The sequence below is a fragment of the Acidovorax sp. Root217 genome (assembly GCF_001428645.1).
GTDB lineage: Bacteria > Pseudomonadota > Gammaproteobacteria > Burkholderiales > Burkholderiaceae_C > Acidovorax.
Genome location: NZ_LMIH01000012.1, coordinates 823,959 through 848,015 on the forward strand (window position 1 = coordinate 823,959; position 24,057 = coordinate 848,015).

The window sequence follows — 24,057 nt, forward strand, 5'->3', positions numbered from 1 at the left end:
CATGAAAAAGAAGCTCATCGCAGGCAACTGGAAGATGAACGGCGGCCTGGCCGCCAACGAAGCGCTGCTCAAGGCATTGCGGGATGGCATGGCTTCGGCCGCACCGCAGTGCGATGTGGCCGTGGCTGTGCCTGCGCCTTACCTGGCCCAGGTGCAGGCGCTGGTCGCCGGCTCGGGTGTGGCCCTGGCTGCGCAGGATGTGTCGGCACACGAACAAGGTGCCTACACGGGTGAAGTGTCGGCCGCCATGCTCAAGGAGTTTGGTGCGCGCTATGTGCTGGTGGGGCATTCGGAACGCCGCCAGTACCACGGCGAATCCGATGCCGTCGTGGCCGTCAAGGCGCAGCGCGCGCTGGCGCTGGGCATCACGCCCATCGTCTGCGTAGGCGAGACCCTGGCAGAGCGCGATGCGGGTGAGACCGAAGCCGTCGTCAAGCGCCAGCTGGCTGCGGTGATCCACCTCAATGGCCACTGCATCAGCGAAATCGTGGTGGCGTATGAGCCGGTCTGGGCCATCGGCACGGGCCGCACGGCATCGCCAGAGCAGGCGCAGGCGGTGCATGCCGTGCTGCGTGCGCAGTTGGCCCTGGCCAGCGAGCATGCCGACCGCATCCACCTGCTGTATGGCGGCAGTATGAATGCCGCGAATGCGGCCGAGCTGCTGGCGCAGCCGGACATCGATGGTGGCCTGGTGGGCGGTGCTTCGCTCAAGGCGGGCGATTTCTTGCAGATCATTGGTGCTGCCCGTCCGGGCCGCGCCTGAAGCTATTCAAATCAGGAGTAAACAGAGAATGAACGTGATCGTGAATGTGGTTCTGGCGGTGCAGATGATCACCGCCCTGGTAATGATCGGGTTGATCCTGATCCAGCACGGCAAGGGTGCCGACATGGGTGCTGCCTTCGGCAGCGGCAGCTCGGGCAGCCTGTTCGGCGCCAGCGGCAGCGCCAACTTCCTGTCGCGCACCACGGCGGTGTTGGCAGCGGTGTTCTTCGCTGCCACGCTGGCTCTGGCATACTTCGGCAACGCGCGGCCCGCCAGCTCTGGCAGCGTGCTCGAAGCGCCTGCAGCAGCTTCTTCGGCGCCAGCCTCGGCTGCGTCGGGTGCCGCTCCTGTGGCGATTCCTGTGCCTGTGGTGCCGGCCTCTGGCGCGGCGCAGATCCCGACCAAATAATCTGCACTAATTTGGGCCCTGAACCGCAGAGCAGGGTTTTTACGGAGTAGAATTCTGGATTGTCTGGAAAGCCAAAACCGCAAGGTTCCTCATGCCATCCAGGCACATACATCCAGCCGTCGTGGTGAAATTGGTAGACACGCTATCTTGAGGGGGTAGTGGCGAAAGCTGTGCGAGTTCGAGTCTCGCCGACGGCACCAAAACAAAGGCCTCCCCGACATGACCCAGCAAGGGCCATGTCGGGCCAGGCTACAGCGGTGAGCACATCCTCAAGATGAACCTCGATCAGTACCTCCCCGTCCTTTTGTTCATCTTGGTCGGCATCGCCGTAGGCGTTGTTCCCCTTGCCATCGGATATGTCCTGGGCCCCAATCGCCCGGATGACGCCAAGAATTCCCCCTACGAGTGTGGCTTTGAAGCCTTCGAGGATGCGCGCATGAAGTTTGACGTGCGCTATTACCTCGTCGCCATTCTCTTCATCCTGTTCGACCTCGAAATCGCGTTCCTCTTCCCGTGGGCGGTCACGCTGCACGAGGTGGGTGCCGCCGGTTTCGTGGCTGTGGTGATTTTCCTGACGATCCTCGTCGTGGGCTTTGTCTACGAGTGGAAAAAAGGCGCCCTCGATTGGGAATGACAGCGGGCTTCAACAAGGACTGATGCAATGATTGAAGGCGTGATGAAGGAAGGCTTCATCACCACGAGCTATGACTCCGTGGTGAATTGGGCCAAAACCGGTTCGCTGTGGCCCATGACCTTTGGTCTGGCCTGCTGCGCGGTCGAAATGATGCACGCAGCGGCTGCCCGCTACGACATCGGCCGCTTCGGTGCCGAAGTGTTCCGTGCCAGTCCCCGCCAGTCTGATCTGATGATCGTGGCCGGCACGCTGTGCAACAAGATGGCGCCTGCCCTGCGCAAGGTGTACGACCAGATGTCGGAGCCCCGCTGGGTGCTGTCGATGGGTTCGTGCGCCAATGGCGGTGGGTACTACCATTACAGCTACTCTGTGGTGCGCGGTTGCGACCGCATCGTGCCCGTGGATGTCTACGTGCCCGGCTGTCCCCCCACGGCCGAGGCGCTGATCTACGGCATCATCCAGCTGCAGCAGAAGATCCGCCGCACCAACACCATTGCGCGCGTCTGAGGGTTGACGATGACATCTGTTGCCATTCGCCCTGAAAAAATCAAGGACACCGTTGCCGCCGTGCTGGGCGACAAGGTCCGCAAGATCCACGTGGCCCTCGGTGAGGTCACCGTCGAAGTCTCCGCCGCCGATTACCTTGCTGCCATGCAGCAGCTGCGCGATGCGCCCGGCTGCCAGTTCGAGCAGCTGATCGACCTGTGCGGCGTCGACTACTCGGCCTACGCCGACGAAGTCAACGAAGGCGCGCGCTACTGCGTGGTGTCGCACCTGCTGTCGGTCAGTCTGAACCAGCGCCTGCGCGTCAAGGTGTTCTGCGCCGACGACGATTTCCCGGTGGTGGCCTCGGTGGCCGACCTGTGGAACTCGGCCAACTGGTACGAGCGCGAAGCGTTCGACCTGTTCGGCATCGTGTTCGACGGCCACAACGACCTGCGCCGCATCCTGACCGACTACGGCTTCATCGGCCACCCCTTCCGCAAGGACTTCCCGCTGTCCGGCCATGTCGAGATGCGCTATGACGCAGAGCAGCGCCGGGTGGTCTACGAGCCCGTGTCGATCGAGCCGCGCGAAATCACGCCGCGCATCATCCGCGAAGACAAGTACGGAGGCCTGCACTAAGGCGCCCGCGCCCCACGTGACCCACCATGGCTGAAATCAAGAACTATTCCCTGAACTTCGGACCGCAGCACCCTGCAGCGCACGGCGTGCTGCGCTTGGTGCTCGAGCTCGACGGCGAAGTCGTCCAGCGCGCCGACCCGCACATCGGCCTCTTGCACCGCGCCACCGAAAAGCTGGCCGAGCACAAGACCTACATCCAGTCGCTGCCCTACATGGACCGCCTGGACTACGTGTCGATGATGTGCAACGAGCACGCCTACTGCCTGGCCATCGAAAAGCTGATGGGCCTGGAAGTGCCCGAGCGCGCCCAGTACATCCGCGTGATGTTCTCCGAAATCACGCGCTTGCTGAACCACCTGATGTGGCTCGGCTCGCACGGCAACGATTGCGGCAGCTCCACCATCCTGATCTACACCTTCCGCGAGCGCGAAGACCTGTTCGACATGTACGAAGCCGTCTCCGGCGCGCGCATGCACGCGGCGTACTTCCGTCCGGGCGGCGTGTACCGCGACCTGCCGGACTCCATGCCGCAGTACAAGGTCAGCAAGATCAAGAACGCCAAGGCCCTGGAGGCCATGAACCAGAACCGCAAGGGTTCGCTGCTCGACTTCATCGACGACTTCACCCAGCGCTTCCCGGGCTGCGTGGACGAGTACGAGACCCTGCTCACCGACAACCGCATCTGGAAGCAGCGCACCGTGGGCATCGGCGTGGTGCCGCCCGAGCGCGCGCTGAACCTGGGCATGACCGGGCCCATGATCCGTGGCTCCGGCATTGCATGGGACCTGCGCAAGACCCAGCCCTATGACGTCTACGACCGCATGGACTTCGACGTGCCCGTGGGCAAGACGGGCGACTGCTATGACCGCTACCTCGTGCGCGTGCACGAAATGCGCGAGTCCAACCGCATCATCAAGCAGTGCGTGGACTGGCTGCGCGCCAACCCCGGCCCGGTCATCACCGACAACCACAAGGTGGCTGCGCCCGACCGCGAATCCATGAAGTCCAACATGGAAGAGCTGATCCACCATTTCAAGTTGTTCACCGAAGGCTTTCACGTGCCCGAAGGCGAAGCCTATGCCGCCGTGGAGCATCCCAAGGGTGAGTTCGGCATCTATCTGGTCAGCGATGGCGCCAACAAGCCCTACCGCCTGAAGATCCGTGCGCCCGGCTTCGCGCACCTGGCCACGCTCGACGAGATGGCCCGCGGCCACATGATCGCCGACGCCGTGGCCATCATCGGCACCATGGATATCGTGTTCGGGGAGATTGACCGATGAGTACGACCGAATCGAAGAACCTGACCGCTGGCACCGCCGCCATCACCGAGGCAACCCTTGCCCGTTTTGCGCGCGAAGTCGCCAAGTACCCGCCCGAGCAGAAGCAGTCTGCCGTGATGGCCTGCCTGGCCATCGTGCAGCAGGAGCAGGGCTGGGTCAGCGTGCAGAGTGAGGCCGTGATCGCCGACTACCTGGGCATGGCCCAGATCGCGGTGCACGAAGTGACCACGTTCTACAACATGTACAACCAGCAGCCGACGGGCAAGTACAAGCTCAACGTCTGCACCAACCTGCCTTGCCAGCTGCGCGACGGCCAGAAGGCGCTGCACCACCTCGAGAAGAAGCTCGGCGTGACCATGGGCGAGACCACGCCGGACGGCCTGTTCACGCTGCAGCAGTGCGAGTGCCTGGGCGCCTGCGCCGATGCGCCCGTGATGCTGGTCAACGACCGCACCATGTGCAGCTTCATGGACAGCGACAAGCTCGACCAGCTGGTCGACGGCCTCAAGGCTGCGGAAGGACAAGCATGACCACCGCCGCACAGATCCTCTCGCAGTTCCAGGCCACGGGCGTGCAGACCTGCTTCCACGACCGCCACATCAACCCACAGATCGTTGCGGGGCTCGACGGCACGAACTGGGGCATCAAGGACTACGAAGCGCGCGGCGGCTACGAAGCGTTGCGCAAGATCCTGGCACAGGGCGAAGGCGCAGGCCTCACCCAGGACCAGGTGATCGCCACCGTCAAGGAATCGGGCCTGCGCGGCCGCGGCGGTGCGGGCTTCCCCACCGGCCTGAAGTGGAGCTTCATGCCCCGCTCGTTCCCCGGCCAGAAGTATCTGGTGTGCAACTCCGACGAAGGCGAGCCAGGCACCTGCAAGGACCGCGACATCCTGCAGTTCAATCCGCACATCGTCATCGAAGGCATGATCATCGCGGCCTACGCGATGGGCATCTCCGTGGGCTACAACTACATCCACGGCGAAATCTTCCAGACCTACGACCGCTTCGAAGAAGCGCTCGAAGAGGCGCGTGCCGCCGGCTACCTGGGCGACAAGATCCTGGGCAGCAATTTCAGCTTCCAGCTGCATGCGGCGCACGGCTTCGGTGCCTACATCTGCGGCGAAGAAACCGCGCTGCTCGAATCGCTCGAAGGCAAGAAGGGCCAGCCGCGCTTCAAGCCGCCGTTTCCTGCCAGCTTCGGCCTGTACGGCAAGCCCACCACCATCAACAACACCGAGACCTTCGCGGCCGTGCCGTGGATCATCCGCAATGGTGGCCAGGCCTACCTTGAGTGCGGCAAGCCCAACAACGGCGGCACCAAGATCTTCTCGGTCTCGGGCGACGTGGAAAAGCCCGGCAACTACGAAGTGCCCATGGGCACGCCGTTCGCCAAGCTGCTCGAACTCGCTGGTGGCGTGCGCAAGGGCCGCCAGCTCAAGGCCGTGATTCCCGGCGGGTCGTCCTCGCCGGTGCTGCCGGCGTCCGTCATCATGGAATGCACGATGGACTACGACTCCATCGCCAAGGCCGGCTCCATGCTGGGTTCGGGCGCCGTCATCGTGATGGACGACTCCCGCAGCATGGTCGAGAGCCTGCTGCGCCTGTCCTATTTCTACTCGCACGAATCCTGCGGCCAGTGCACGCCGTGTCGCGAAGGCACGGGCTGGATGTGGCGCGTGATCGACCGTATCCAGCATGGCCAGGGGCGCGATGGCGACCTGAACCTGCTCAATTCGGTGGCAGACAACATCCAGGGGCGCACCATCTGCGCACTGGGTGACGCAGCGGCCATGCCGGTGCGCGCCATGATCAAGCACTTCCGTCCGGAATTCGAAGCGCTGATCCGCCAAGAGAAGACCCCCCAGGCTTCCGCCTCCGCCTGATCCCGAGAAACGCATATGGTTGAAATCGAACTCGACGGGCAGAAGGTAGAAGTCGCCGAAGGCTGCATGGTGATGCATGCAGCCGAAAAGGCCGGCACCTACATTCCCCATTTCTGTTACCACAAGAAGCTGTCCATTGCCGCCAACTGCCGCATGTGCCTGGTGGACGTGGAAAAGGCGCCCAAGCCCATGCCCGCCTGCGCCACGCCGGTGACGCAGGGCATGATCGTGCGCACCAAGAGCGACAAGGCCATCAAGGCCCAGCAGTCGGTCATGGAATTCCTGCTCATCAACCACCCGCTGGACTGCCCCATCTGCGACCAGGGCGGTGAGTGCCAGCTGCAGGATCTGGCCGTGGGCTATGGCGGTTCCTCCTCGCGCTACGAGGAAGAAAAGCGCGTGGTCTTCCAGAAGGACGTGGGCCCGCTGATCTCCATGCAGGAGATGAGCCGCTGCATCCACTGCACCCGCTGCGTGCGCTTCGGCCAGGAAGTGGCCGGCGTGATGGAGCTCGGAATGATCCACCGCGGTGAGCACTCCGAGATCACCACGGTGGTGGGCGATACGATCGACTCCGAGCTGTCGGGCAACATGATCGACATCTGCCCCGTGGGCGCGCTGACCAGCAAGCCGTTCCGCTACAGCGCCCGCACCTGGGAACTGTCGCGCCGCCGCTCCGTCAGTCCGCACGACTCCACCGGTGCCAACCTCATCGTTCAGGTCAAGAACCACAAGGTCATGCGCGTGGTGCCGTTCGAGAACGAAGCCGTCAACGAATGCTGGATCGCCGACCGCGACCGCTTCTCGTACGAATCGCTCAACAGCGACGAACGCCTGACAGCGCCCATGCTCAAGCAGGGCGGTGTCTGGAAGACCGTCGACTGGCAGACCGCGCTCGAGTACGTGGCCAATGGCCTCAAGAACATCAAGAATGACCACGGTGCCAACAGCATCGGCGCCCTGGTCAGCCCGCACAGCACGCTCGAAGAGCTGTACCTGGCCTCCGCCCTGGTGCGCGGCCTGGGCAGCGACAGTATCGACTACCGCCTGCGCAACGCCGAATTCGCGGCACCCGAAGGCATCCGCTGGCTCGGCACGTCCATCGCCTCCCTGTCCACGCTGCAACGCGTGCTGGTGGTGGGCTCCAACCTGCGCAAGGACCATCCGCTGTTCGCCCTGCGCGTGCGCCATGCCGTGCGCCATGGTGGCCAACTGAGCGTGGTCGACTCCTCCGTGGGCGACTGGGCCATGCCCATCAAGCACCAACTGCTGCAGAACGCCAGCCAGTGGGTGCAGGCCCTCGGCTCCATCGCCTCGGCCGTCGCCCAGGAAAAGAACGTGGCGGCGCCGGCTGGCGCAGCCCAGGCCACCGAGGCCAGCCTGGCCATCGCCCGCTCGCTGCTGGGTGGTGAGCGCAAGGCCGTGCTGCTGGGCAATGCCGCCGCGCACCATGGCCAGGCCGCAGCGCTGCTGGCCCTGGCCAACTGGATCGGCGAGCAGACCGGCGCCACCGTCGGCTACCTCACCGAAGCCGCCAACACCGTGGGTGCCCAGTTCGCTGGCGCCCACCCCGTGGGCAGCGGCCTCAACGCCGGCCAGATGCTGGCGGGCGGCCTCAAGGCCGTGCTGCTGCTCAACACCGAACCGGCTTTCGACGCGGCCAACGGCGCACAAGCCGCCGCAGCCATCGGCCAGGCGCAGATGGTCGTGACGCTGAGCCCCTTCAAGGCCAACATGGACATCAGCGACGTGCTGCTGCCCATCGCCCCGTTCACCGAAACCTCGGGCAGCTTCGTCAACGCCGAAGGGCGCCTGCAGAGCTTCCACGCCGTGGTGCGCCCGCTGGGCGACACGCGTCCCGCCTGGAAGGTGCTGCGCGTGCTGGCCAACGTGCTCGGCGTGCCGGGCTTCGACTTCGAGACCTCGCAGGACGTGCTGGCCCGTGCCACCAACGCCCCGGCGGGCAAGCTGGCCATGCTGCCGGCCGAGCAACTGTCCAACGCCGTGGGCCACCCGCCCGCAGCAGGCGCGGCCAGCGTGGCCGAGCCCGCAGTCGCTTCGATTTACCAGCTCGATGGCTTGGTGCGCCGCGCCACCTCGCTGCAATTGACAGCCGATGCCCGCATGGCGGCCGGTGAAGGAGTGGCGGCATGATCGACGCGCTGTACAACGGCGGGCTGAACCTCCTGCCCTTCGCCTGGTGGACGGGCGCGGCCTGGCCCGTGCTGTGGATCCTGCTCAAGATCGTCGTGATCGTCGCGCCCCTGATGGGCGCGGTGGCCTACCTCACGCTGTGGGAGCGCAAGCTCCTCGGTTTCATGCAGGTGCGCCACGGCCCCAACCGGGTCGGCCCCATGGGCCTGCTGCAGCCGCTGGCCGACGGCCTGAAGCTGATGACCAAGGAAATCATCCAGCCTGCGGCCGCCAGCAAGGGCCTGTTCGTGCTGGGCCCGCTCATGGCCATCATGCCGGCTCTGGCTGCCTGGGTGGCGATCCCCTTTGGTCCCGATGTGGCGCTGGCCAACGTCAATGCCGGCCTGCTGCTGGTGATGGCGATTACCTCCATCGAAGTCTATGGCGTGATCATCGCCGGCTGGGCATCGAACTCCAAGTACGCCTTCCTGGGCGCGCTGCGCGCCTCGGCACAGATGGTGAGCTATGAAATCGCCATGGGCTTTTGCTTCCTGGTGGTGATCATGGTGTCGGGCAGCATGAACCTGACCGAGATCGTGATGTCCCAGTCCCGCGGCATGGCCGCCAACATGGGGCTGAGCTTCCTGTCCTGGAACTGGCTGCCCCTGCTGCCGATCTTCCTGGTGTACCTGATCTCCGGCGTGGCCGAAACCAACCGCCACCCCTTCGACGTGGTCGAAGGCGAAGCCGAAATCGTGGCCGGCCACATGGTCGAGTACTCGGGCATGGGCTTCGCGGTCTTCTTCCTGGCCGAATACGCCAGCATGTGGCTGGTGTCCATCCTGGCCGCGCTGATGTTCCTGGGCGGCTGGCTGTCGCCCGTCGACAGCGTGCTGTTCAACTGGATTCCGGGTTGGATCTGGCTGGGCATCAAGACCTTCGTCGTGGTGTCCATGTTCATCTGGATCCGCGCCACCTTCCCGCGCTTTCGCTATGACCAGATCATGCGCCTGGGCTGGAAGATCTTCATTCCGGTCACCCTGGTGTGGCTGCTCATCGTCGGCGGGTGGTTGCTCTCGCCGTGGAACATCTGGAAATAAGCGGGGACACACATGACTGCTGTTGCTGCTGCTGCACCTTTCTCGTTCAAGGATTTCTTCAAGAGCTTCATGCTCGTGGAGCTGCTCAAGGGCATGGCCCTGACGGGCCGCTATGCGTTTCGCCGCAAGGTGACCGTGCAGTTCCCCGAAGAGAAGACACCCTTGTCGCCGCGCTTTCGCGGCCTGCATGCCCTGCGCCGTTACGACAACGGCGAAGAGCGCTGCATCGCCTGCAAGCTGTGCGAGGCCGTGTGCCCCGCCATGGCCATCACCATCGAATCCGAAGTGCGGGATGACGGTTCGCGCCGCACCACGCGCTACGACATCGACCTGACCAAGTGCATCTTCTGCGGCTTCTGCGAAGAAAGCTGCCCGGTGGACTCGATCGTCGAGACGCACATCTTCGAATACCACGGCGAAAAGCGTGGCGACCTGTACTTCACCAAGGACATGCTCCTGGCCGTTGGTGACCGGTACGAGGGTGAGATTGCTGCAGCCAAGGCTGCGGACGCCAAGTACCGCTGAGCGGTCGCGATCCCATCCATCCCGTCGCCAGACTTTCTATAAAGACCTGATTCATGGACGCCAAGACTGGTTTCTTCTACCTTTTCTCGGTCGTGCTGCTGTTTGCAGCCTTCCGGGTGATCACCGCGCGCAACCCCGTGCACGCGGTGCTGTACCTCATCCTGGCTTTCTCGCAGGCGGCGGCCGTGTGGCTGCTGCTCAAGGCCGAGTTCCTGGCCATCGCCCTGGTGCTGGTGTACCTGGGCGCGGTGATGGTGCTGTTCCTGTTCGTGGTGATGATGCTGGACATCCACATCGACACCGTGCGCAAGGGCTTCTGGAAGCATTTCCCGCTCGCTGCCTTTGTGGGCGCCCTGATCGCGCTGGAAATGGCCGCTGTGCTGATGGGGGGCTTCCGCGGCATGGAAGAACCCAAGGCCGCTGCGGTGGTGCTCGATGCCGCCGGCAAGGTGGTGCAGTACTCCAACACCAAGGAACTGGGCAAGCTGCTGTACACCCAGTACCTGTACCCCGTGGAAATCGCGGCCGTGATCCTGTTGGTGGCCATGATTGCCGCCATCGCCCTGACCCTGCGCCAGCGCAAGGACAGCAAGGCCATCAACCCGTCCCAGCAGATCCGCGTGCGCGCCAAGGACCGCCTGGAAGTGGTGAAGGTCGCCGCCACGCAAAAACCCGCACCCGAAGTGCCGGCCGAGCCCGCCGCCGAGGAGAAGAAGCCATGACATTGACGCTGGGACATTTTCTTTCGCTGGGCGCCATGCTGTTCGCCCTGGCGGTGATCGGCATCTTCCTGAACCGCAAGAACCTGATCGTGCTGCTGATGGCCATCGAGCTGATGCTGCTGGCGGTCAACATGAACTTCGTGGCGTTCTCGCACTACCTGGGTGACATGCACGGACAGGTGTTCGTGTTCTTCATCCTGACGGTGGCCGCGGCCGAGTCGGCCATCGGCCTGGCCATTCTGGTGCTGCTGTTCCGCAACAAGTCCAGCATCAACGCGGAAGACCTCAACACCCTCAAGGGCTGATGAGCCACCCGTATTCCCAAGGTTCTCAAGAATGAGTCAAACCCTCTCTGCTTCGACGCTCCTGGCCGTGCCCCTGGCACCGCTGGCGGGCGCACTGCTGGCCGGCATCTTCGGCACGACCTTTGGCGGCAACTGGATCGGCCGCCGGCTGAGCCACACCCTGACCATCCTGGGCGTGCTCGTGGCCTTCGTGCTGTCGGCCATGACGCTCAAGAGCGTGGCGGTCGATGGCGCGCGCTTCAACGAGACGCTCTACACCTGGATGGTGGTAGGCGGCCTGAAGATGGAAGTGGGCTTCCTGATCGACAGCCTCACGGCCATGATGATGGTGGTGGTGACCTTCGTGTCGCTGATGGTGCACATCTACACCATCGGCTACATGGAAGAGGACGAGGGCTACAACCGCTTCTTCTCGTACATCTCGCTGTTCACGTTCTCCATGCTCATGCTGGTCATGAGCAACAACCTGCTGCAGCTGTTCTTCGGCTGGGAGGCCGTGGGCCTGGTGTCCTACCTGCTGATCGGCTTCTGGTTCAACAAGCCCACGGCCATCTTCGCCAACATGAAGGCCTTCCTGGTCAACCGCGTGGGCGACTTCGGCTTCATCCTGGGCATCGGCCTGATCGCCGCCTACACCGGCACGCTCAACTACAGCGAGATCTTCGCCAAGTCGGGTGAGCTCGGCGGCCTGGCCTTCCCCGGCACCGACTGGCTGCTGATCACCGTGATCTGCATCTGCCTGTTCATCGGCGCCATGGGCAAGTCGGCCCAGTTCCCGCTGCACGTGTGGCTGCCCGACTCGATGGAAGGCCCGACGCCCATCTCGGCACTGATCCACGCGGCCACCATGGTGACCGCGGGCATCTTCATGGTGTCGCGCATGTCGCCGCTGTTCGAGCTGTCGGACACCGCACTCAACTTCATCCTGGTCATCGGCTCCATCACGGCGCTGTTCATGGGTTTCCTGGGCATCATCCAGAACGACATCAAGCGCGTGGTGGCCTACTCCACGCTGTCGCAGCTCGGTTACATGACCGTGGCGCTGGGCGCATCGGCCTACTCGGTCGCCGTGTTCCACCTGATGACGCACGCCTTCTTCAAGGCGCTGCTGTTCCTCGGTGCCGGTTCGGTCATCATGGGCATGCACCACAACCAGGACATCCGCTGGATGGGCGGCGTGCGCAAGTACATGCCCATCACCTGGATCACCTCGCTGCTGGGTTCGTTGGCGCTGATCGGCACCCCCCTGTTCTCGGGTTTCTACTCCAAGGACAGCATCATCGAGGCCGTGCACGCCAGCAACCTGCCGGCTGCGCACTTCGCCCACTTCGCGGTGCTGGCCGGCGTGTTCGTCACGGCGTTCTATTCGTTCCGCATGTACTTCCTGGTCTTCCATGGCAAGGAGCGTTTCGATCAGAACCCCGACGCACACCACGATGCGCACCACGACGACCATGGTCACGGCCATGGCGAGCACCACGATCCGCACGAGTCCCCCTGGGTGGTGACGGTGCCGCTGGTGCTGCTGGCAATTCCTTCGGTGGTGGTGGGCTTCCTGTTCATCCAGCCCATGCTGTTCGGCGGCTTCTTCAAGGACGTGATCTTTGTCGATGCGGCCAAGCACCCCGCCATGGCCGAGCTGGCCGAGATCTTCCACGGCCCCGTGGCCATGGCCCTGCACGGCCTGCAGACGGCGCCGTTCTGGCTGGCCGTTGCCGGTGTGGCCCTGTCGTATTACATGTACATGGTGAACCCGGCGCTGCCGGCGGCCATCAAGCGCATCTGCATGCCGATCTACACGCTGTTCGAGAACAAGTACTACCTCGACTGGTTCAACGAGAACGTCCTGGCGCGCGGTGCGCGTGCCCTGGGTACCGGCCTGTGGAAGGGCGGCGACCAGGCCATCATCGACGGTGCGCTGGTCAATGGCTCGTGGAAGCTGGTGCGCGGCGTCTCCGGCATGGTGCGCTGGGTGCAGACGGGCTTCATCTTCCACTATGCCCTGGTGATGATCCTGGGCGTGTTTGCCCTGATGACGTGGTTCGTCTGGGGCGATTTCTTCATGCAGCTCATCAAGAAATAAGGAAAAGAACAAAATGGGTCTGTTGAGTCTTGCAATCTGGGTGCCGATTGCCTTCGGCGCGCTGCTGCTCGCGGTCGGCCGCGATGAGCACGCTCCCGCCGTGCGCTGGTTGGCCCTGCTCGGGTCGGTGATCGGCTTTTTGGTCACCATTCCTCTGTACCAGGGCTTCAAGCTCGGTACGGCGGCCATGCAGTTCGTCGAAAAAGCCGAGTGGATCGAGCGCTTCAACGTGCACTACCACCTGGGCGTGGACGGCATCTCCTTCTGGTTCGTGCCGCTCACGGCCTTCATCACGGTGATCGTGGTGATCGCCTCGTGGGAGGCCATCACCGAGCGTGTGAACCAGTACATGGGCGCGTTCCTGATCCTGTCGGGTCTGATGATCGGCGTGTTCAGCGCGCTCGACGGCATTCTGTTCTACGTGTTCTTCGAGGCCACGCTGATCCCGATGTACCTGATCATTGGTATCTGGGGCGGCCCGAACAAGATCTACGCGGCGTTCAAGTTCTTCCTGTACACGCTGCTCGGCTCGCTCTTGATGCTGATCGCGCTGATCTTCCTGTACAACCAGTCCGGCGGCAGCTTCGACATCGCCACCTGGCACCAGCTGCCCCTGAGCTCCACGGCCCAGACCCTGCTGTTCTTCGCCTTCTTCGCCGCCTTCGCGGTGAAGGTGCCGATGTTCCCGTTCCACACCTGGCTGCCCGACGTGCACGTGGAAGCGCCTACCGGCGGCTCTGCCGTGCTGGCGGCCATCATGCTCAAGCTCGGCGCCTACGGCTTCCTGCGCTTCTCGATGCCCATCGCCCCCGATGCCGCACGCGAGTGGGCTTGGCTGATGATTACCCTGTCGCTGATCGCCGTGATCTACGTCGGCCTGGTGGCCATGGTCCAGAAGGACATGAAGAAGCTGGTGGCCTACTCGTCCGTGGCGCACATGGGCTTCGTGACCCTGGGCTTCTTCATCTTCAACGACCTGGGCGTCTCCGGTGGCCTGGTGCAGATGATTGCCCACGGCTTCGTCTCGGGCGCCATGTTCCTGTCCATCGGCGTGCTGTACGACCGCGTGCACTCCCGCGAGATCGCGGCCTACGGCGGCGTGGTCAACACCATGCCCAACTTCACGGCCTTCGCGCTGCTGTTCGCCATGGCCAACTGCGGCCTGCCGGGCACGGCCGGGTTCGTGGGCGAGTGGATGGTGATCCTGGGTGCGGTCAAGGCCAACTTCTGGATCGGCCTGGCTTCGGCCACGGCCCTGATCTTCGGTGCGGCCTACACCCTGTGGATGTTCAAGCGCGTGTACCTGGGCCCGGTGGCCAATGACCACGTCAAGGAACTCACCGACATCAACAGCCGCGAATTCCTCGTGATGGCGCTGCTGGCGATTGCCGTGCTGGCCATGGGCCTGTACCCACGTCCCTTCACGGACGTGATGGACACTTCGGTCGCGGAACTGCTCAAGCATGTCGCACTGTCGAAGCTGAACTGACCAGACTGAACTGAGAGATTCGAGATGATTGACAACATCAGCTGGCTTGCGATTTACCCCGAGATTGTTCTCCTGGTCATGGGCTGCGTCATTGCGCTGGTCGACCTGGGTGTGCACAGCCCACGCCGCACGGCCACCTACGTGCTGACCATGCTGACGCTGGCCCTGGTGGCCGGCCTGCAGGCCATGTACGCCAGCACCGGCAGCACCTTCTACGGCTTTGGCAACATGGTGGTCAGCGACTCCATGGGCAACTGGCTCAAGTGCTTCGCCACCGTGGCTGTAATGGTCACCCTGGTCTATGGCCGCCCCTACGCGGCAGACCGCGACATGATGCGCGGCGGTGAGCTGTTCACGCTGTCGATGTTCGCGCTCCTGGGCATGTTCATCATGATCTCGGGCAACAACTTCCTGATGATCTACCTGGGCCTGGAGCTCTTGACCCTGTCGAGCTACGCCCTGGTGGCCCTGCGCCGCGACAACGCCACCGCGACCGAAGCGGCGATGAAGTACTTCGTGCTTGGCGCCATGGCCAGCGGCTTCCTGCTGTACGGCTTGTCCATGGTCTACGGTGCCACGGGTTCGCTGGACATCGGCCAGGTGTTCAAGGCCGTCAACTCCGGCCAGATCCGCCACCAGGTGCTGGTGTTCGGCCTGGTGTTCGTGGTGGCCGGCCTGGCCTTCAAGCTCGGTGTGGTGCCTTTTCACATGTGGATCCCCGACGTGTACCAGGGCGCTCCCACGGCCGTCACGCTGATGATTGGCGGGGCGCCCAAGCTGGCCGCCTTTGCCATCACCATCCGCCTGCTGGTGGACGGGCTGCTGCCGCTGGCCATCGACTGGCAGCAGATGCTCGCGGTGCTGGCCATCGGCTCGCTGCTGGTGGGTAACCTCGCGGCCATCGCGCAGACCAACCTCAAGCGCATGCTGGCCTACTCGACCATCTCGCAGATGGGCTTCGTGCTGCTGGGCCTGATGTCGGGCGTGGTCAACGGCAACGTGGAAGCAGCCGCCGTCGAGAACGCCTACAGCGCCTCCATGTTCTACGTGGTGAGCTACGTGCTGACCACGCTGGCCGCCTTCGGCGTCATCTTGCTGCTGGCCCGCGAAGGCTTTGAGAGCGAAGAGATCGCCGACTTCGCCGGCCTGAACCAGCGCAGCCCCTTGTACGCCGCCGTGATGGCCGTGTGCCTGTTCTCCATGGCCGGTATCCCGCCCATGGTCGGCTTCTACGCCAAGCTGTCGGTGCTGCAGGCCCTGGTGGCCTCGGGCCAGGCGGCCTACATCGCCATGGCAGTGTTCGCGGTCGTGATGTCGCTGATCGGCGCCTTCTACTACCTGCGCGTCGTCAAGGTCATGTACTTCGACGCCCCGCTGACCGCCACCAGTGTCTCCGCTCCCCTGGACGTGCGCGTGGTGCTGACCATCAACGGTGCCCTGGTGCTGGGGCTTGGCCTGCTGCCCGGTGGCCTGATGGCGCTGTGCGCCGAGGCCGTCGTGCGTGCCCTGGCCACCTGATCGACCGGCCGGAGCGAGCCTGTGTCCCTGACTGGTTCCGTCTCGCTGGTGATCGTGGCGGCCCTCATTGCCGCCAACCTGCCCTTTGCCAACCAGCGCTGGCTGGTGGTGGGGCCGGTGGCGCAGCCCAGGAAGGGCCTGCCCGTGCGCATCGCAGAACTCGTGCTGGCCTATTTCCTGGTGGGTGGCCTGGCGCTGCTGCTGGAGCGCCGGGCGGGGCAGATCGCCCCGCAGGGCTGGGAGTTCTATGCCATCACCGGCACCATGTTCCTCACGCTGGCCTTCCCCGGCTTCGTCTACCGCTACCTGCTGCGCCGCCACGGCTAAACAGCTTCGGCGTCCTTTTTCCTCTGCTGACCATCCCATGAAAGTGCTCGACCTGCACTGCCACGAGGGCCATGTCTTCGAAGGCTGGTTTGCCTCGGAGGACGATTTCCAGAGCCAGAACCAGCGCGGCCTCGTGCAATGCCCCTGGTGCGGTGATTCGAGCATTTCCAAGCGACTGAGCGCGCCGCGCCTGAACCTGGGTGCCAAGCCGCCGGCCGTGGCACCCGCCAAGCCGGCGGCGGCCCCTGGCGGCCAGGAGTCCGTGGCCTTGCCCCCGGCGCTGCAGGCCGCCTGGCTGGAGCTGGCGCGCAAGATCGCCGCCAACACCGAGGATGTGGGCAACCGCTTCGCCGACGAGGCCCGCCGCATGCACCACGGCGAGACCGAGGAGCGCGCCATCCGCGGCCAGGCCACGCCCGACGAGGCCGCGCAACTGCTCGACGAAGGCATTGCCGTGCTGCCGCTGCCCTTGCCTGCTGCAGCGAAAGAAACCCTGCACTGAATCTGCGCGTGGGCAGGGCAGGGGCACTACGTTGGCCTCTGCTCAGGCCGTGAACTGCAGCGCCGCCAGCCGCGCGTAGATGCCATTGACGGCCAGCAGGCCGGCGTGCGTACCCTGTTCCACGATGCGCCCGTGCTCCAGCACCACGATGCGGTCGGCGTTCTGCACGGTGGCCAGGCGGTGGGCGATCACAAGCGTGGTGCGCTGGCCGGTGTGGCGCTGCATGGCGGTGTCCAGGGCGGCCTGCACCATGCGCTCGCTTTCTGCGTCCAGCGCGCTGGTGGCCTCGTCGAGCAGCAGCAGCGGCGGGTTCTTGAGCATGGCGCGGGCGATGGCGATGCGCTGGCGCTGCCCGCCCGACAGCCGCACGCCGCGCTCTCCGAGGAAGGTGCCATAGCCCTCGGGCAATGCCATCAGGAAGTCATGGGCGAATGCCGAGCGTGCGGCGGCCATTACTTCCTCGTCGGTGGCGTTTGGGCGCCCGTAGCGGATGTTCTCCATCGCCGATGACGAGAAGATCACCGCATCCTGCGGCACCACGCCCACATGCGATCGCAGCTCGGTCAGCGACATGGAGCGGATGTCCGTGCCGTTCAGCCGTATGGTGCCCCGTGGCTGGCGGCCATCCGCCGCATCCACGTCATAAAAGCGCTGCAGTAGCTGGAACACCGTGGTCTTGCCCGCACCGCTGGCACCCACCAGGGCCACGGTCTCGCCCGCAGCCAACTGCAGGTTGAAGTCGTGCAGGGCCGGCTGGTCCGGGCGCGAGGGGTAGTGGAAGTCCACCTGGTCGAAGTCCACGGCCAGGCCCCTGCCGGTACCGGGCAGGGCTACGGGCGCGGCAGGCTCGGCCACGGGGGAGCGGCTGCCCAGCAGTTCCATCAGCCGTTCGGTGGCGCCCGCAGCGCGCAGCAGGTCGCCATACACCTCGCCCAGCACGGCCACGGAGCCTGCCAGCAGGACCACATAGACGACGGTCTGCCCCAGGTGTCCGGCCGTCATCTGGCCGGCCAGCACGGCCTGCGTGCCCTGGTACAGGCCCCACAGCAGCAGGGCGGCGTTGGCGATGATGATGAAGGCCACCAGCACCGCGCGCGCCAGCGTGCGCCGCACGGCCACGTGGAAGGCGTTCTCGTTGGCCTGCGTGAAGCGCTGCGCCTCGCGCGGCTCGGCCGTGTAGCTCTGCACCACCGGAATGGCGTTGAGCACCTCGGCTGCGATGGCACTCGAATCGGCCACGCGGTCCTGGCTGTCGCGCGAGAGGCGCCGCACGCGCCGCCCGATCCACATGGTGGGCACCACCACCAGCACGATGGCCAGCAGCACCCACGACATCACATAGGGATTGGTCCACACCAGCATGGCCAGCGCGCCGATGCCCATCACCGCGTTGCGCAGCCCCATGGACAGGGACGAGCCCACCACCGTCTGCACCAGGGTGGTGTCCGCCGTCAGGCGCGAGAGCACCTCGCCGGTCTGCGTGGTTTCGAAGAACTGCGGGCTTTGCTGCAGCACATGCCCGTACACCGCATTGCGCAGGTCGGCCGTCACGCGCTCGCCCAGCCAGCTCACCATGTAGAAGCGCCCGGCCGAGAAGACACCGAGCGCGATGGCCACGGCGAACAGGGCCTCGAAATGGTCGCGCAGCGCCATGGCCTGCTCGCCCTTGTCGGCATGGACCAGGCCGCCATCGACCAGCGTGCGCAGCGCGATGGGAAACGCCAGCGTGGCCAGTGCCGCCAGCACCAGAAAGACGCCCGAGAGGGCGATGCGCCCGCTGTAGGGTCGCAGGAACGGCAGCAGGCCGCTCAGGGAGCGCGGCGCACCGCGGGCTGGGGATGTGGGGGAAGATGCCATGCGCGCAGTGTAGGGGGCCGGGCGATTGCGTGCGCTGATGGGGCCGTTGCCAACCTGTACGGGTGGATACAGGTCCCAACGGGCCCACGGCACCCCGGCAGTCAGTAAAAAGTCAGCACCCCTGCGGTCATGCCGCAGTGGCAGCCAGAGGTGCTGAAACCGGCCAGCCGGGCCGTGTTCCAGAGGCGGCATTCGGGTATACGCGCATGCCCTGGGCGCACCGCGCGCAGCCTCGCACTGTCACCTAGGCGTTTATACATAGGCATTAGTCCCAGTATCTGCGCAGGGGCTCACCCGCATACGATGCGTTGCAACAAATAAGCATGCATGGAGACCTTGTTGCAAGGCTCTTCCACCCTGCACACAACGGAGCAGCCAAGGCGCAATGAGCGACGTCATCCTCGAAACCACCAGCCTGACCAAAGAGTTCAAGGGCTTCACCGCAGTCAGCGATGTGAACCTGGCCGTGCGCCGGGGTTCCATCCATGCACTGATCGGCCCCAATGGCGCAGGCAAGACCACGTGCTTCAACCTGCTGACCAAGTTCCTGGAACCCACGTCGGGCGTCATCCGCTTCAACGGCCATGACATCACGCGCGAGCAGCCCGCGCAGATCGCGCGGCGCGGCGTCATCCGCTCGTTCCAGATCTCGGCCGTGTTTCCGCACCTCACGCTGATGGAGAACGTGCGCCTGGGCCTGCAGCGCAAGCTCGGCACATCTTTCCACTTCTGGCGCAGCGAGCGCAGCCTGCACCAGCTCGACGACCGGGCCATGCAACTGCTGACCGAAGTGGGCCTGGCCGACATCGCCGACGAAGTCACCGTGAACCTGCCCTACGGCCGCAAGCGTGCGCTGGAGATCGCCACCACCCTGGCCATGGAGCCCGAACTCATGCTGCTCGACGAGCCCACCCAGGGCATGGGCCACGAAGACGTGGACCGCGTCACCCAGCTCATCAAAAAGGTCTCGGCCGGCCGCACCATCCTCATGGTGGAGCACAACATGAAAGTCGTCTCCACCATCGCCGACCGCATCACGGTGCTGCAGCGCGGCGCCGTGCTGGCCGAAGGGCCGTACGCCGAAGTCTCCAGCAACCCCCAGGTGATGGAGGCCTACATGGGCACCACCGACGGCCAACTGCAGGGAGCCCACTGATGGCCGGCACCCCCGCACTCGAAATCAAGAACCTCGAAGCCTGGTACGGCGAATCGCACGTGCTGCACGGCGTGGACATCGTCGTGCAGCCCGGCGAGGTCGTCACCCTGTTGGGCCGCAACGGCGCGGGCCGCACCACCACCATGCGCGCCATCATGGGCCTGACCGGCGCGCGCAAGGGCTCCGTCAAGATCCACGGCGTGGAAACCGTGAACATGGCCACGCACCGCATCGCCCACCTGGGCGTGGGCTACTGCCCCGAAGAGCGCGGCATCTTCTCCAGCCTCTCGTGCGAGGAGAACCTGCTGCTGCCCCCGGCCCTCAAGACCGGCACGCCCGGCATGTCGGTGCAGGAGATCTACGCCATGTTCCCCAACCTGGCCGAACGCAAGAACAGCCAGGGCACGCGCCTGTCCGGCGGCGAGCAGCAGATGCTGGCCGTGGCCCGCATCCTGCGCACCGGGGCCAAGCTGCTGCTGCTCGACGAGATTTCCGAAGGCCTGGCGCCCGTGATCGTGCAGGCCCTGGCCCGCATGATCACCATGCTGCGCGAAAAGGGCTACACGGTGGTCATGGTGGAGCAGAACTTCCGCTTTGCCGCACCGCTGGCCGACCGTTTCTACGTCATGGAACATGGCCGCATCGTCGAGAAATTCGGCGCTGCCGAACTCGAAGCCAAGATGCCGGTGCTCACCGAGCTGCTGGGCGTCTGACCCGACGGCAGCAGCAGCACCCGCTCCCATCCTCTTCACCACCACCCACCCACAGGAGACAAAACCATGAAGAACCAACTCAAAGTGCTGGCCTTGATGCTCGGCGCAGCAGGTCTTGCAACGTCGGCCGCGCACGCGCAGGACAAGGTCAAGATCGGTTTCATCACCGACATGTCCAGCCTGTACGCAGACGTGGAAGGCAAGAACGGCGCGCTGGCCATCCAGATGGCCATCGACGACTTCGGCGGCAAGGTGCTGGGCATGCCCATCGAGCTGATGAGCGCCGACCACCAGAACAAGGCCGACATCGCCGCCTCCAAGGCGCGCGAGTGGATCGACACCCAGGGCCTGACGATGATCTTCGGCGGCACCAACTCCGGCACCGCCCTGGCCACGGCCAAGGTGGCGTCCGAGAAGAAGCGTGTGTACATCAACAACGGCGCGGCCAGCTCGGCGCTGACCAACGAGCAGTGCTCGCCCTACACCGTGCACTATGCCTATGACACCGTGGCGCTGGCCAAGGGCACGGGCTCGGCCATCGTCGATACCGGCGGCAAGAGCTGGTACTTCCTGACCGCCGACTACGCCTTCGGCCACGCGCTCGAAGCCGACACCACCACCGTGGTCAAGGCCAAGGGCGGCAACGTGGTGGGCGCCGTGCGCCACCCGCTCAACGCGTCGGACTTCTCGTCCTTCCTGCTGCAGGCGCAGAACTCCAAGGCCCAGATCCTGGGCCTGGCCAATGCCGGCGGCGACACCATCAACGCCATCAAGGCCGCCAAGGAATTCGGCATCGGCAAGACCATGAAGCTCGCCGGCCTGCTGATCTTCATCAGCGACGTGCACAGCCTGGGCCTGCGCAACACCGAAGGCCTGCAGTTCACCACCAGCTGGTACTGGGACCTGAACGACGAGACTCGCAAGTTCTCGGCCCGCTTCTTCGAGAAGACCAAGCGCATGCCCACCGAAATCCAGGCCGCCGACTACTCGGCCACCATGAACTACCTCAAGGCCGTGGAAGCCGCCAAGAGCATCGACGCCGACAAGGTCATGACCACCTGGCGCGGCATGAAGATGAACGACTTCTTCGGCTCGGGCCAGCTGCGTGCCGATGGCCGCTACGTGCACGACATGTACCTGATGGAAGTCAAGAAGCCTTCGGAGTCCACCAAGCCATGGGACTACTACAAGCTGGTCAAGAAGCTGCCCGGCGACACGGTGTTCACCACCAAGGCCGAGAGCAAGTGCCCGCTCTGGAAATAAGCCCCCGCCCACTGACCTGATCCACTTCGCACCTCCTGCCGCCTTCGCCCATGGAAATCTTTGGTGTCTCATTGCCAGGCCTGTTGAGCCAGCTCCTTCTGGGGCTGGTCAACGGATCCTTTTATGCAATCCTCAGCCTGGGGCTGGCCGTGATCTTCGGCCTGCTCAACGTCATCAACTTTGCGCATGGAGCGCTGTTCATGACCGGGGCATTGATCACCTGGATGGCCATGAACTACCTGGGCCTCGGCTACTGGTGGATGCTGTTGCTGGCGCCACTGGTGGTGGGGGTGTTCGGGGTGGTGATCGAGCGGCTCTTGCTGCGCTGGATCTACAAGCTCGACCACCTGTACGGGCTGCTGCTCACGCTGGGCCTCACGCTGCTGATCGAGGGGGTGTTCCGCTCCATCTACGGCGTGTCGGGCCTGGGCTATGACACGCCCGAGCTGCTCGAAGGCGCGACCAACCTCGGCTTCATGATCCTGCCCAACTACCGGGCCTGGGTGGTGGTGGCCTCGGTGGTCGTGTGCCTGGCCACCTGGTACGTGATCGAGAAGACCAAACTGGGCGCCTACCTGCGCGCCGGCACCGAGAACCCACGCCTGGTGGAGGCCTTCGGCATCAACGTACCGGTGATGGTGACCCTGACCTATGCCTTCGGCGCCGCCCTTGCCGCATTTGCCGGCGTGCTTGCCGCACCGGTCTACCAGGTCACGCCGCTGATGGGGCAGAACCTCATCATCGTGGTCTTCGCCGTGGTGGTGATCGGCGGCATGGGCTCCATCATGGGCTCCATCCTCACCGGGCTGGGCCTGGGCGTCATCGAAGGCTTCACCAAGGTGTTCTACCCCGAGGCTTCTTCCACCGTGGTGTTCGTCATCATGGTCATCGTTCTCCTCATCCGCCCCGCCGGCCTGTTCGGCAAAGAAAAATAAGCAGGGGCTGCTCGCATGAATCTCAAGAACCTTGCCCCTATCGGCTACGGCCTGCTGCTGCTCTCCTTGATCGCCGCGCCCTTCCTGGGGGCCTACCCCGTCTTCGTGATGAAGCTCATGTGCTTTGCACTGTTCGCTTCGGCCTTCAACCTGCTGCTCGGCTTCACCGGCCTGCTGTCCTTCGGCCACGCCGCCTTTCTCGGTGGCGCGGCCTACGTGGCGGGCCACGCCATCAAGGTTTGGGGCCTGACGCCCGAGATCGGCCTGCTACTGGGCACGGCCGGCGGCGCGCTGCTGGGCCTGCTGTTCGGCTGGCTGGCCATCCGCCGCCAGGGCATCTATTTCTCGATGATCACTCTGGCCCTGGCGCAGATGCTGTTCTTCGCCTGCCTGCAGGCCCCGTTCACCGGTGGCGAGGACGGCCTGCAGGGCGTGCCGCGCGGCAAGCTGTTCGGCGTCATCAGCCTGCAGAGCGACCTGGTGATGTATTACGTGGCGCTGGTCATCGTGACGCTGGCCTTCCTGGTCATCGTGCGCACCATCCACTCGCCGTTCGGGCAGGTGCTCAAGGGCATCAAGGAGAACGAGCCGCGCGCCATCTCCCTGGGCTACGACACGCACCGCTTCAAGCTGCTGGCCTTTGTTCTCTCGGCCGCCCTGGCCGGGTTGGCGGGTTCGCTCAAGACGCTGGTGCTGGGCTTTGCCACCTTGTCCGATGTGCATTGGACCGCGTCGGGGCAGGTGATTCTGATGACCCTCGTGGGCGGGCTCGGGACTCTCTCCGGGCCACTGATCGGGTCGGCTGTGGTGGTGATGCTGGAGAACAAGATTGGCGAGTTCGGTAACTTGCTGGCTGCGCTGACCAGCGTGGAATGGTTCAAGACGTTGGGGGAGTCGGTCACCATGGTCACGGGGTTGATTTTCGTGATCTGTGTGTTGTTGTTCCGGCGCGGGATTATGGGGGAGATCATTGCGTGGCTGGCCAGCCATCGGGCATCAGGTTCGCGGCACTGAGGTTCTTATTGTCCCCATGCCTTTGTTGAGGGCGGAGGCCGGGTCTCGGCCCGGCGGCCGAGGGACATTCGACGGGTTGGGGATTTGGTGATGGCGTGCCTGTGCGTGGTGCGGGAGCCGGGATGTGCGCCCGGCGGCGCACCTACCTTCTTTTGGGTCGCCAAAAGAAGGTAGGCCAAGAAAAGGCGACCCCGCTGCCCGTGTCCCCCTCGCCTGCGGGCGAGGGGGCAACCTGCGATGCTCGGTCCTTGGGTGGCGCCGAAGAACTCCCTGCGCTGCCTCTGCGAGGCAGCTCCGGTCAAACAGCTTCGGCGAGCCA

General features: G+C 64.6%; 24 protein-coding genes and 1 tRNA gene. 24 read left to right on the top strand and 1 reads right to left on the bottom strand.

The genetic code is table 11. The annotated features are described in order from the left end of the window. Nucleotide 1: 1 nt before the first annotated feature. The 19 genes from tpiA (at nucleotide 2) to ASE31_RS13920 (ending at nucleotide 16,800) form a co-directional block, all read left to right on the top strand. On the top strand, nucleotides 2–763 hold the full coding sequence (gene tpiA / locus ASE31_RS13830) for a triose-phosphate isomerase (protein WP_057202568.1): 762 nt from the start codon (nucleotides 2–4) through the stop codon (nucleotides 761–763). Between the two features lie 28 nt (nucleotides 764–791). Continuing rightward, nucleotides 792–1,172 (top strand): preprotein translocase subunit SecG, encoded by a 381-nt coding sequence (gene secG / locus ASE31_RS13835; protein WP_057202176.1) that lies wholly within the window; start codon nucleotides 792–794, stop codon nucleotides 1,170–1,172. 115 nt (nucleotides 1,173–1,287) lie between these two features. After that, a tRNA-Leu gene (locus ASE31_RS13840) sits at nucleotides 1,288–1,372 on the top strand. A gap of 74 nt (nucleotides 1,373–1,446) precedes the next feature. After that, on the top strand, nucleotides 1,447–1,806 hold the full coding sequence (locus ASE31_RS13845; RefSeq protein WP_057202177.1) for an NADH-quinone oxidoreductase subunit A: 360 nt from the start codon (nucleotides 1,447–1,449) through the stop codon (nucleotides 1,804–1,806). A 27-nt stretch (nucleotides 1,807–1,833) separates the two neighbouring features. Next, nucleotides 1,834–2,313 carry an NADH-quinone oxidoreductase subunit B family protein gene (locus ASE31_RS13850; protein ID WP_007849129.1) on the top strand — a complete coding sequence of 160 codons (480 nt, stop codon included), beginning with the start codon at nucleotides 1,834–1,836 and terminating at the stop codon, nucleotides 2,311–2,313. 9 nt (nucleotides 2,314–2,322) lie between these two features. Next, on the top strand, nucleotides 2,323–2,931 hold the full coding sequence (locus ASE31_RS13855) for an NADH-quinone oxidoreductase subunit C (RefSeq protein ID WP_057202178.1): 609 nt from the start codon (nucleotides 2,323–2,325) through the stop codon (nucleotides 2,929–2,931). Nucleotides 2,932–2,957: 26 nt separating this feature from the next. Continuing rightward, nucleotides 2,958–4,211: an NADH-quinone oxidoreductase subunit D gene (locus ASE31_RS13860; RefSeq protein ID WP_057202179.1), complete on the top strand. Its 1,254-nt coding sequence runs from the start codon at nucleotides 2,958–2,960 to the stop codon at nucleotides 4,209–4,211. After that, entirely contained in the window at nucleotides 4,208–4,741 is a 534-nt protein-coding gene (nuoE, locus tag ASE31_RS13865) for an NADH-quinone oxidoreductase subunit NuoE (RefSeq protein ID WP_057202180.1), read from the top strand. The genes ASE31_RS13860 and nuoE overlap by 4 nt, the downstream gene beginning before the upstream one ends. Then, nucleotides 4,738–6,096, top strand: a complete 1,359-nt coding sequence (nuoF, locus tag ASE31_RS13870; RefSeq protein WP_057202181.1) for an NADH-quinone oxidoreductase subunit NuoF — start codon at nucleotides 4,738–4,740, stop codon at nucleotides 6,094–6,096. The genes nuoE and nuoF overlap by 4 nt, the downstream gene beginning before the upstream one ends. 15 nt (nucleotides 6,097–6,111) lie before the next feature. Beyond that, nucleotides 6,112–8,250 carry an NADH-quinone oxidoreductase subunit NuoG gene (gene nuoG, locus ASE31_RS13875; RefSeq protein WP_057202182.1) on the top strand — a complete coding sequence of 713 codons (2,139 nt, stop codon included), beginning with the start codon at nucleotides 6,112–6,114 and terminating at the stop codon, nucleotides 8,248–8,250. Continuing rightward, a complete protein-coding gene (gene nuoH / locus ASE31_RS13880; RefSeq protein WP_057202183.1) occupies nucleotides 8,247–9,329 on the top strand; it encodes an NADH-quinone oxidoreductase subunit NuoH in 1,083 nt (360 codons plus the stop codon). Before nuoG ends, nuoH begins: the two co-directional genes overlap by 4 nt. 12 nt (nucleotides 9,330–9,341) lie before the next feature. Beyond that, nucleotides 9,342–9,854: an NADH-quinone oxidoreductase subunit NuoI gene (nuoI, locus tag ASE31_RS13885; protein ID WP_057202184.1), complete on the top strand. Its 513-nt coding sequence runs from the start codon at nucleotides 9,342–9,344 to the stop codon at nucleotides 9,852–9,854. A gap of 53 nt (nucleotides 9,855–9,907) precedes the next feature. Then, entirely contained in the window at nucleotides 9,908–10,576 is a 669-nt protein-coding gene (locus ASE31_RS13890) for an NADH-quinone oxidoreductase subunit J (protein WP_057202185.1), read from the top strand. Then, a complete protein-coding gene (gene nuoK / locus ASE31_RS13895; RefSeq protein WP_005793248.1) occupies nucleotides 10,573–10,881 on the top strand; it encodes an NADH-quinone oxidoreductase subunit NuoK in 309 nt (102 codons plus the stop codon). Before ASE31_RS13890 ends, nuoK begins: the two co-directional genes overlap by 4 nt. A 31-nt stretch (nucleotides 10,882–10,912) precedes the next feature. Next, nucleotides 10,913–12,964: an NADH-quinone oxidoreductase subunit L gene (nuoL, locus tag ASE31_RS13900; RefSeq protein ID WP_157412463.1), complete on the top strand. Its 2,052-nt coding sequence runs from the start codon at nucleotides 10,913–10,915 to the stop codon at nucleotides 12,962–12,964. Between the two features lie 13 nt (nucleotides 12,965–12,977). Continuing rightward, nucleotides 12,978–14,453, top strand: a complete 1,476-nt coding sequence (locus ASE31_RS13905; RefSeq protein ID WP_057202187.1) for an NADH-quinone oxidoreductase subunit M — start codon at nucleotides 12,978–12,980, stop codon at nucleotides 14,451–14,453. Between the two features lie 24 nt (nucleotides 14,454–14,477). Next, on the top strand, nucleotides 14,478–15,971 hold the full coding sequence (gene nuoN, locus ASE31_RS13910; protein ID WP_057202188.1) for an NADH-quinone oxidoreductase subunit NuoN: 1,494 nt from the start codon (nucleotides 14,478–14,480) through the stop codon (nucleotides 15,969–15,971). A gap of 21 nt (nucleotides 15,972–15,992) precedes the next feature. Next, a complete protein-coding gene (locus tag ASE31_RS13915) occupies nucleotides 15,993–16,298 on the top strand; it encodes a DUF2818 family protein (protein WP_057202189.1) in 306 nt (101 codons plus the stop codon). Nucleotides 16,299–16,335: 37 nt separating this feature from the next. Beyond that, a complete protein-coding gene (locus ASE31_RS13920) occupies nucleotides 16,336–16,800 on the top strand; it encodes a DUF1178 family protein (RefSeq protein WP_057202190.1) in 465 nt (154 codons plus the stop codon). Between the two features lie 42 nt (nucleotides 16,801–16,842). On the opposite strand, the gene ASE31_RS13925 is transcribed toward ASE31_RS13920, so the two are convergent. After that, entirely contained in the window at nucleotides 16,843–18,657 is a 1,815-nt protein-coding gene (locus tag ASE31_RS13925; RefSeq protein ID WP_057202191.1) for an ABC transporter transmembrane domain-containing protein, read from the bottom strand. A gap of 385 nt (nucleotides 18,658–19,042) precedes the next feature. On the opposite strand from ASE31_RS13925, the gene ASE31_RS13930 reads away from it, so the two are divergent. From ASE31_RS13930 to ASE31_RS13950, 5 genes are all read left to right on the top strand, one after another. Further along, a complete protein-coding gene (locus ASE31_RS13930; protein WP_057202192.1) occupies nucleotides 19,043–19,813 on the top strand; it encodes an ABC transporter ATP-binding protein in 771 nt (256 codons plus the stop codon). Next, nucleotides 19,813–20,526, top strand: coding sequence for an ABC transporter ATP-binding protein (locus tag ASE31_RS13935; RefSeq protein ID WP_057202193.1), 714 nt, complete (start codon nucleotides 19,813–19,815; stop codon nucleotides 20,524–20,526). The genes ASE31_RS13930 and ASE31_RS13935 overlap by 1 nt, the downstream gene beginning before the upstream one ends. A 66-nt stretch (nucleotides 20,527–20,592) precedes the next feature. After that, nucleotides 20,593–21,789, top strand: a complete 1,197-nt coding sequence (locus ASE31_RS13940; protein WP_057202194.1) for an ABC transporter substrate-binding protein — start codon at nucleotides 20,593–20,595, stop codon at nucleotides 21,787–21,789. A 50-nt stretch (nucleotides 21,790–21,839) separates the two neighbouring features. After that, nucleotides 21,840–22,724 (top strand): branched-chain amino acid ABC transporter permease, encoded by an 885-nt coding sequence (locus tag ASE31_RS13945; protein WP_057202195.1) that lies wholly within the window; start codon nucleotides 21,840–21,842, stop codon nucleotides 22,722–22,724. A gap of 15 nt (nucleotides 22,725–22,739) precedes the next feature. Beyond that, on the top strand, nucleotides 22,740–23,738 hold the full coding sequence (locus tag ASE31_RS13950) for a branched-chain amino acid ABC transporter permease (protein ID WP_057202196.1): 999 nt from the start codon (nucleotides 22,740–22,742) through the stop codon (nucleotides 23,736–23,738). The last annotated feature ends 319 nt before the right edge of the window (nucleotides 23,739–24,057 follow it).

What these genes read in the sequence shown, in the direction of transcription:
- nuoG (WP_057202182.1), top strand. Translation starts at nt 6,112, where the DNA reads ATGGTTGAAATCGAACTCGACGGGCAGAAGGTAGAAGTCGCCGAAGGC.
- ASE31_RS13860 (WP_057202179.1), top strand. Translation starts at nt 2,958, where the DNA reads ATGGCTGAAATCAAGAACTATTCCCTGAACTTCGGACCGCAGCACCCT.
- ASE31_RS13920 (WP_057202190.1), top strand. Translation starts at nt 16,336, where the DNA reads ATGAAAGTGCTCGACCTGCACTGCCACGAGGGCCATGTCTTCGAAGGC.
- ASE31_RS13935 (WP_057202193.1), top strand. Translation starts at nt 19,813, where the DNA reads ATGGCCGGCACCCCCGCACTCGAAATCAAGAACCTCGAAGCCTGGTAC.
- nuoI (WP_057202184.1), top strand. Translation starts at nt 9,342, where the DNA reads ATGACTGCTGTTGCTGCTGCTGCACCTTTCTCGTTCAAGGATTTCTTC.
- tpiA (WP_057202568.1), top strand. Translation starts at nt 2, where the DNA reads ATGAAAAAGAAGCTCATCGCAGGCAACTGGAAGATGAACGGCGGCCTG.
- ASE31_RS13925 (WP_057202191.1), bottom strand. Translation starts at nt 18,657, where the DNA reads ATGGCATCTTCCCCCACATCCCCAGCCCGCGGTGCGCCGCGCTCCCTG.
- nuoL (WP_157412463.1), top strand. Translation starts at nt 10,913, where the DNA reads ATGAGTCAAACCCTCTCTGCTTCGACGCTCCTGGCCGTGCCCCTGGCA.
- nuoK (WP_005793248.1), top strand. Translation starts at nt 10,573, where the DNA reads ATGACATTGACGCTGGGACATTTTCTTTCGCTGGGCGCCATGCTGTTC.
- ASE31_RS13845 (WP_057202177.1), top strand. Translation starts at nt 1,447, where the DNA reads ATGAACCTCGATCAGTACCTCCCCGTCCTTTTGTTCATCTTGGTCGGC.
- nuoN (WP_057202188.1), top strand. Translation starts at nt 14,478, where the DNA reads ATGATTGACAACATCAGCTGGCTTGCGATTTACCCCGAGATTGTTCTC.
- nuoH (WP_057202183.1), top strand. Translation starts at nt 8,247, where the DNA reads ATGATCGACGCGCTGTACAACGGCGGGCTGAACCTCCTGCCCTTCGCC.
- ASE31_RS13905 (WP_057202187.1), top strand. Translation starts at nt 12,978, where the DNA reads ATGGGTCTGTTGAGTCTTGCAATCTGGGTGCCGATTGCCTTCGGCGCG.
- nuoF (WP_057202181.1), top strand. Translation starts at nt 4,738, where the DNA reads ATGACCACCGCCGCACAGATCCTCTCGCAGTTCCAGGCCACGGGCGTG.
- nuoE (WP_057202180.1), top strand. Translation starts at nt 4,208, where the DNA reads ATGAGTACGACCGAATCGAAGAACCTGACCGCTGGCACCGCCGCCATC.
- ASE31_RS13930 (WP_057202192.1), top strand. Translation starts at nt 19,043, where the DNA reads ATGAGCGACGTCATCCTCGAAACCACCAGCCTGACCAAAGAGTTCAAG.
- ASE31_RS13855 (WP_057202178.1), top strand. Translation starts at nt 2,323, where the DNA reads ATGACATCTGTTGCCATTCGCCCTGAAAAAATCAAGGACACCGTTGCC.
- ASE31_RS13950 (WP_057202196.1), top strand. Translation starts at nt 22,740, where the DNA reads ATGAATCTCAAGAACCTTGCCCCTATCGGCTACGGCCTGCTGCTGCTC.
- ASE31_RS13850 (WP_007849129.1), top strand. Translation starts at nt 1,834, where the DNA reads ATGATTGAAGGCGTGATGAAGGAAGGCTTCATCACCACGAGCTATGAC.
- ASE31_RS13945 (WP_057202195.1), top strand. Translation starts at nt 21,840, where the DNA reads ATGGAAATCTTTGGTGTCTCATTGCCAGGCCTGTTGAGCCAGCTCCTT.
- ASE31_RS13940 (WP_057202194.1), top strand. Translation starts at nt 20,593, where the DNA reads ATGAAGAACCAACTCAAAGTGCTGGCCTTGATGCTCGGCGCAGCAGGT.
- secG (WP_057202176.1), top strand. Translation starts at nt 792, where the DNA reads ATGAACGTGATCGTGAATGTGGTTCTGGCGGTGCAGATGATCACCGCC.
- ASE31_RS13890 (WP_057202185.1), top strand. Translation starts at nt 9,908, where the DNA reads ATGGACGCCAAGACTGGTTTCTTCTACCTTTTCTCGGTCGTGCTGCTG.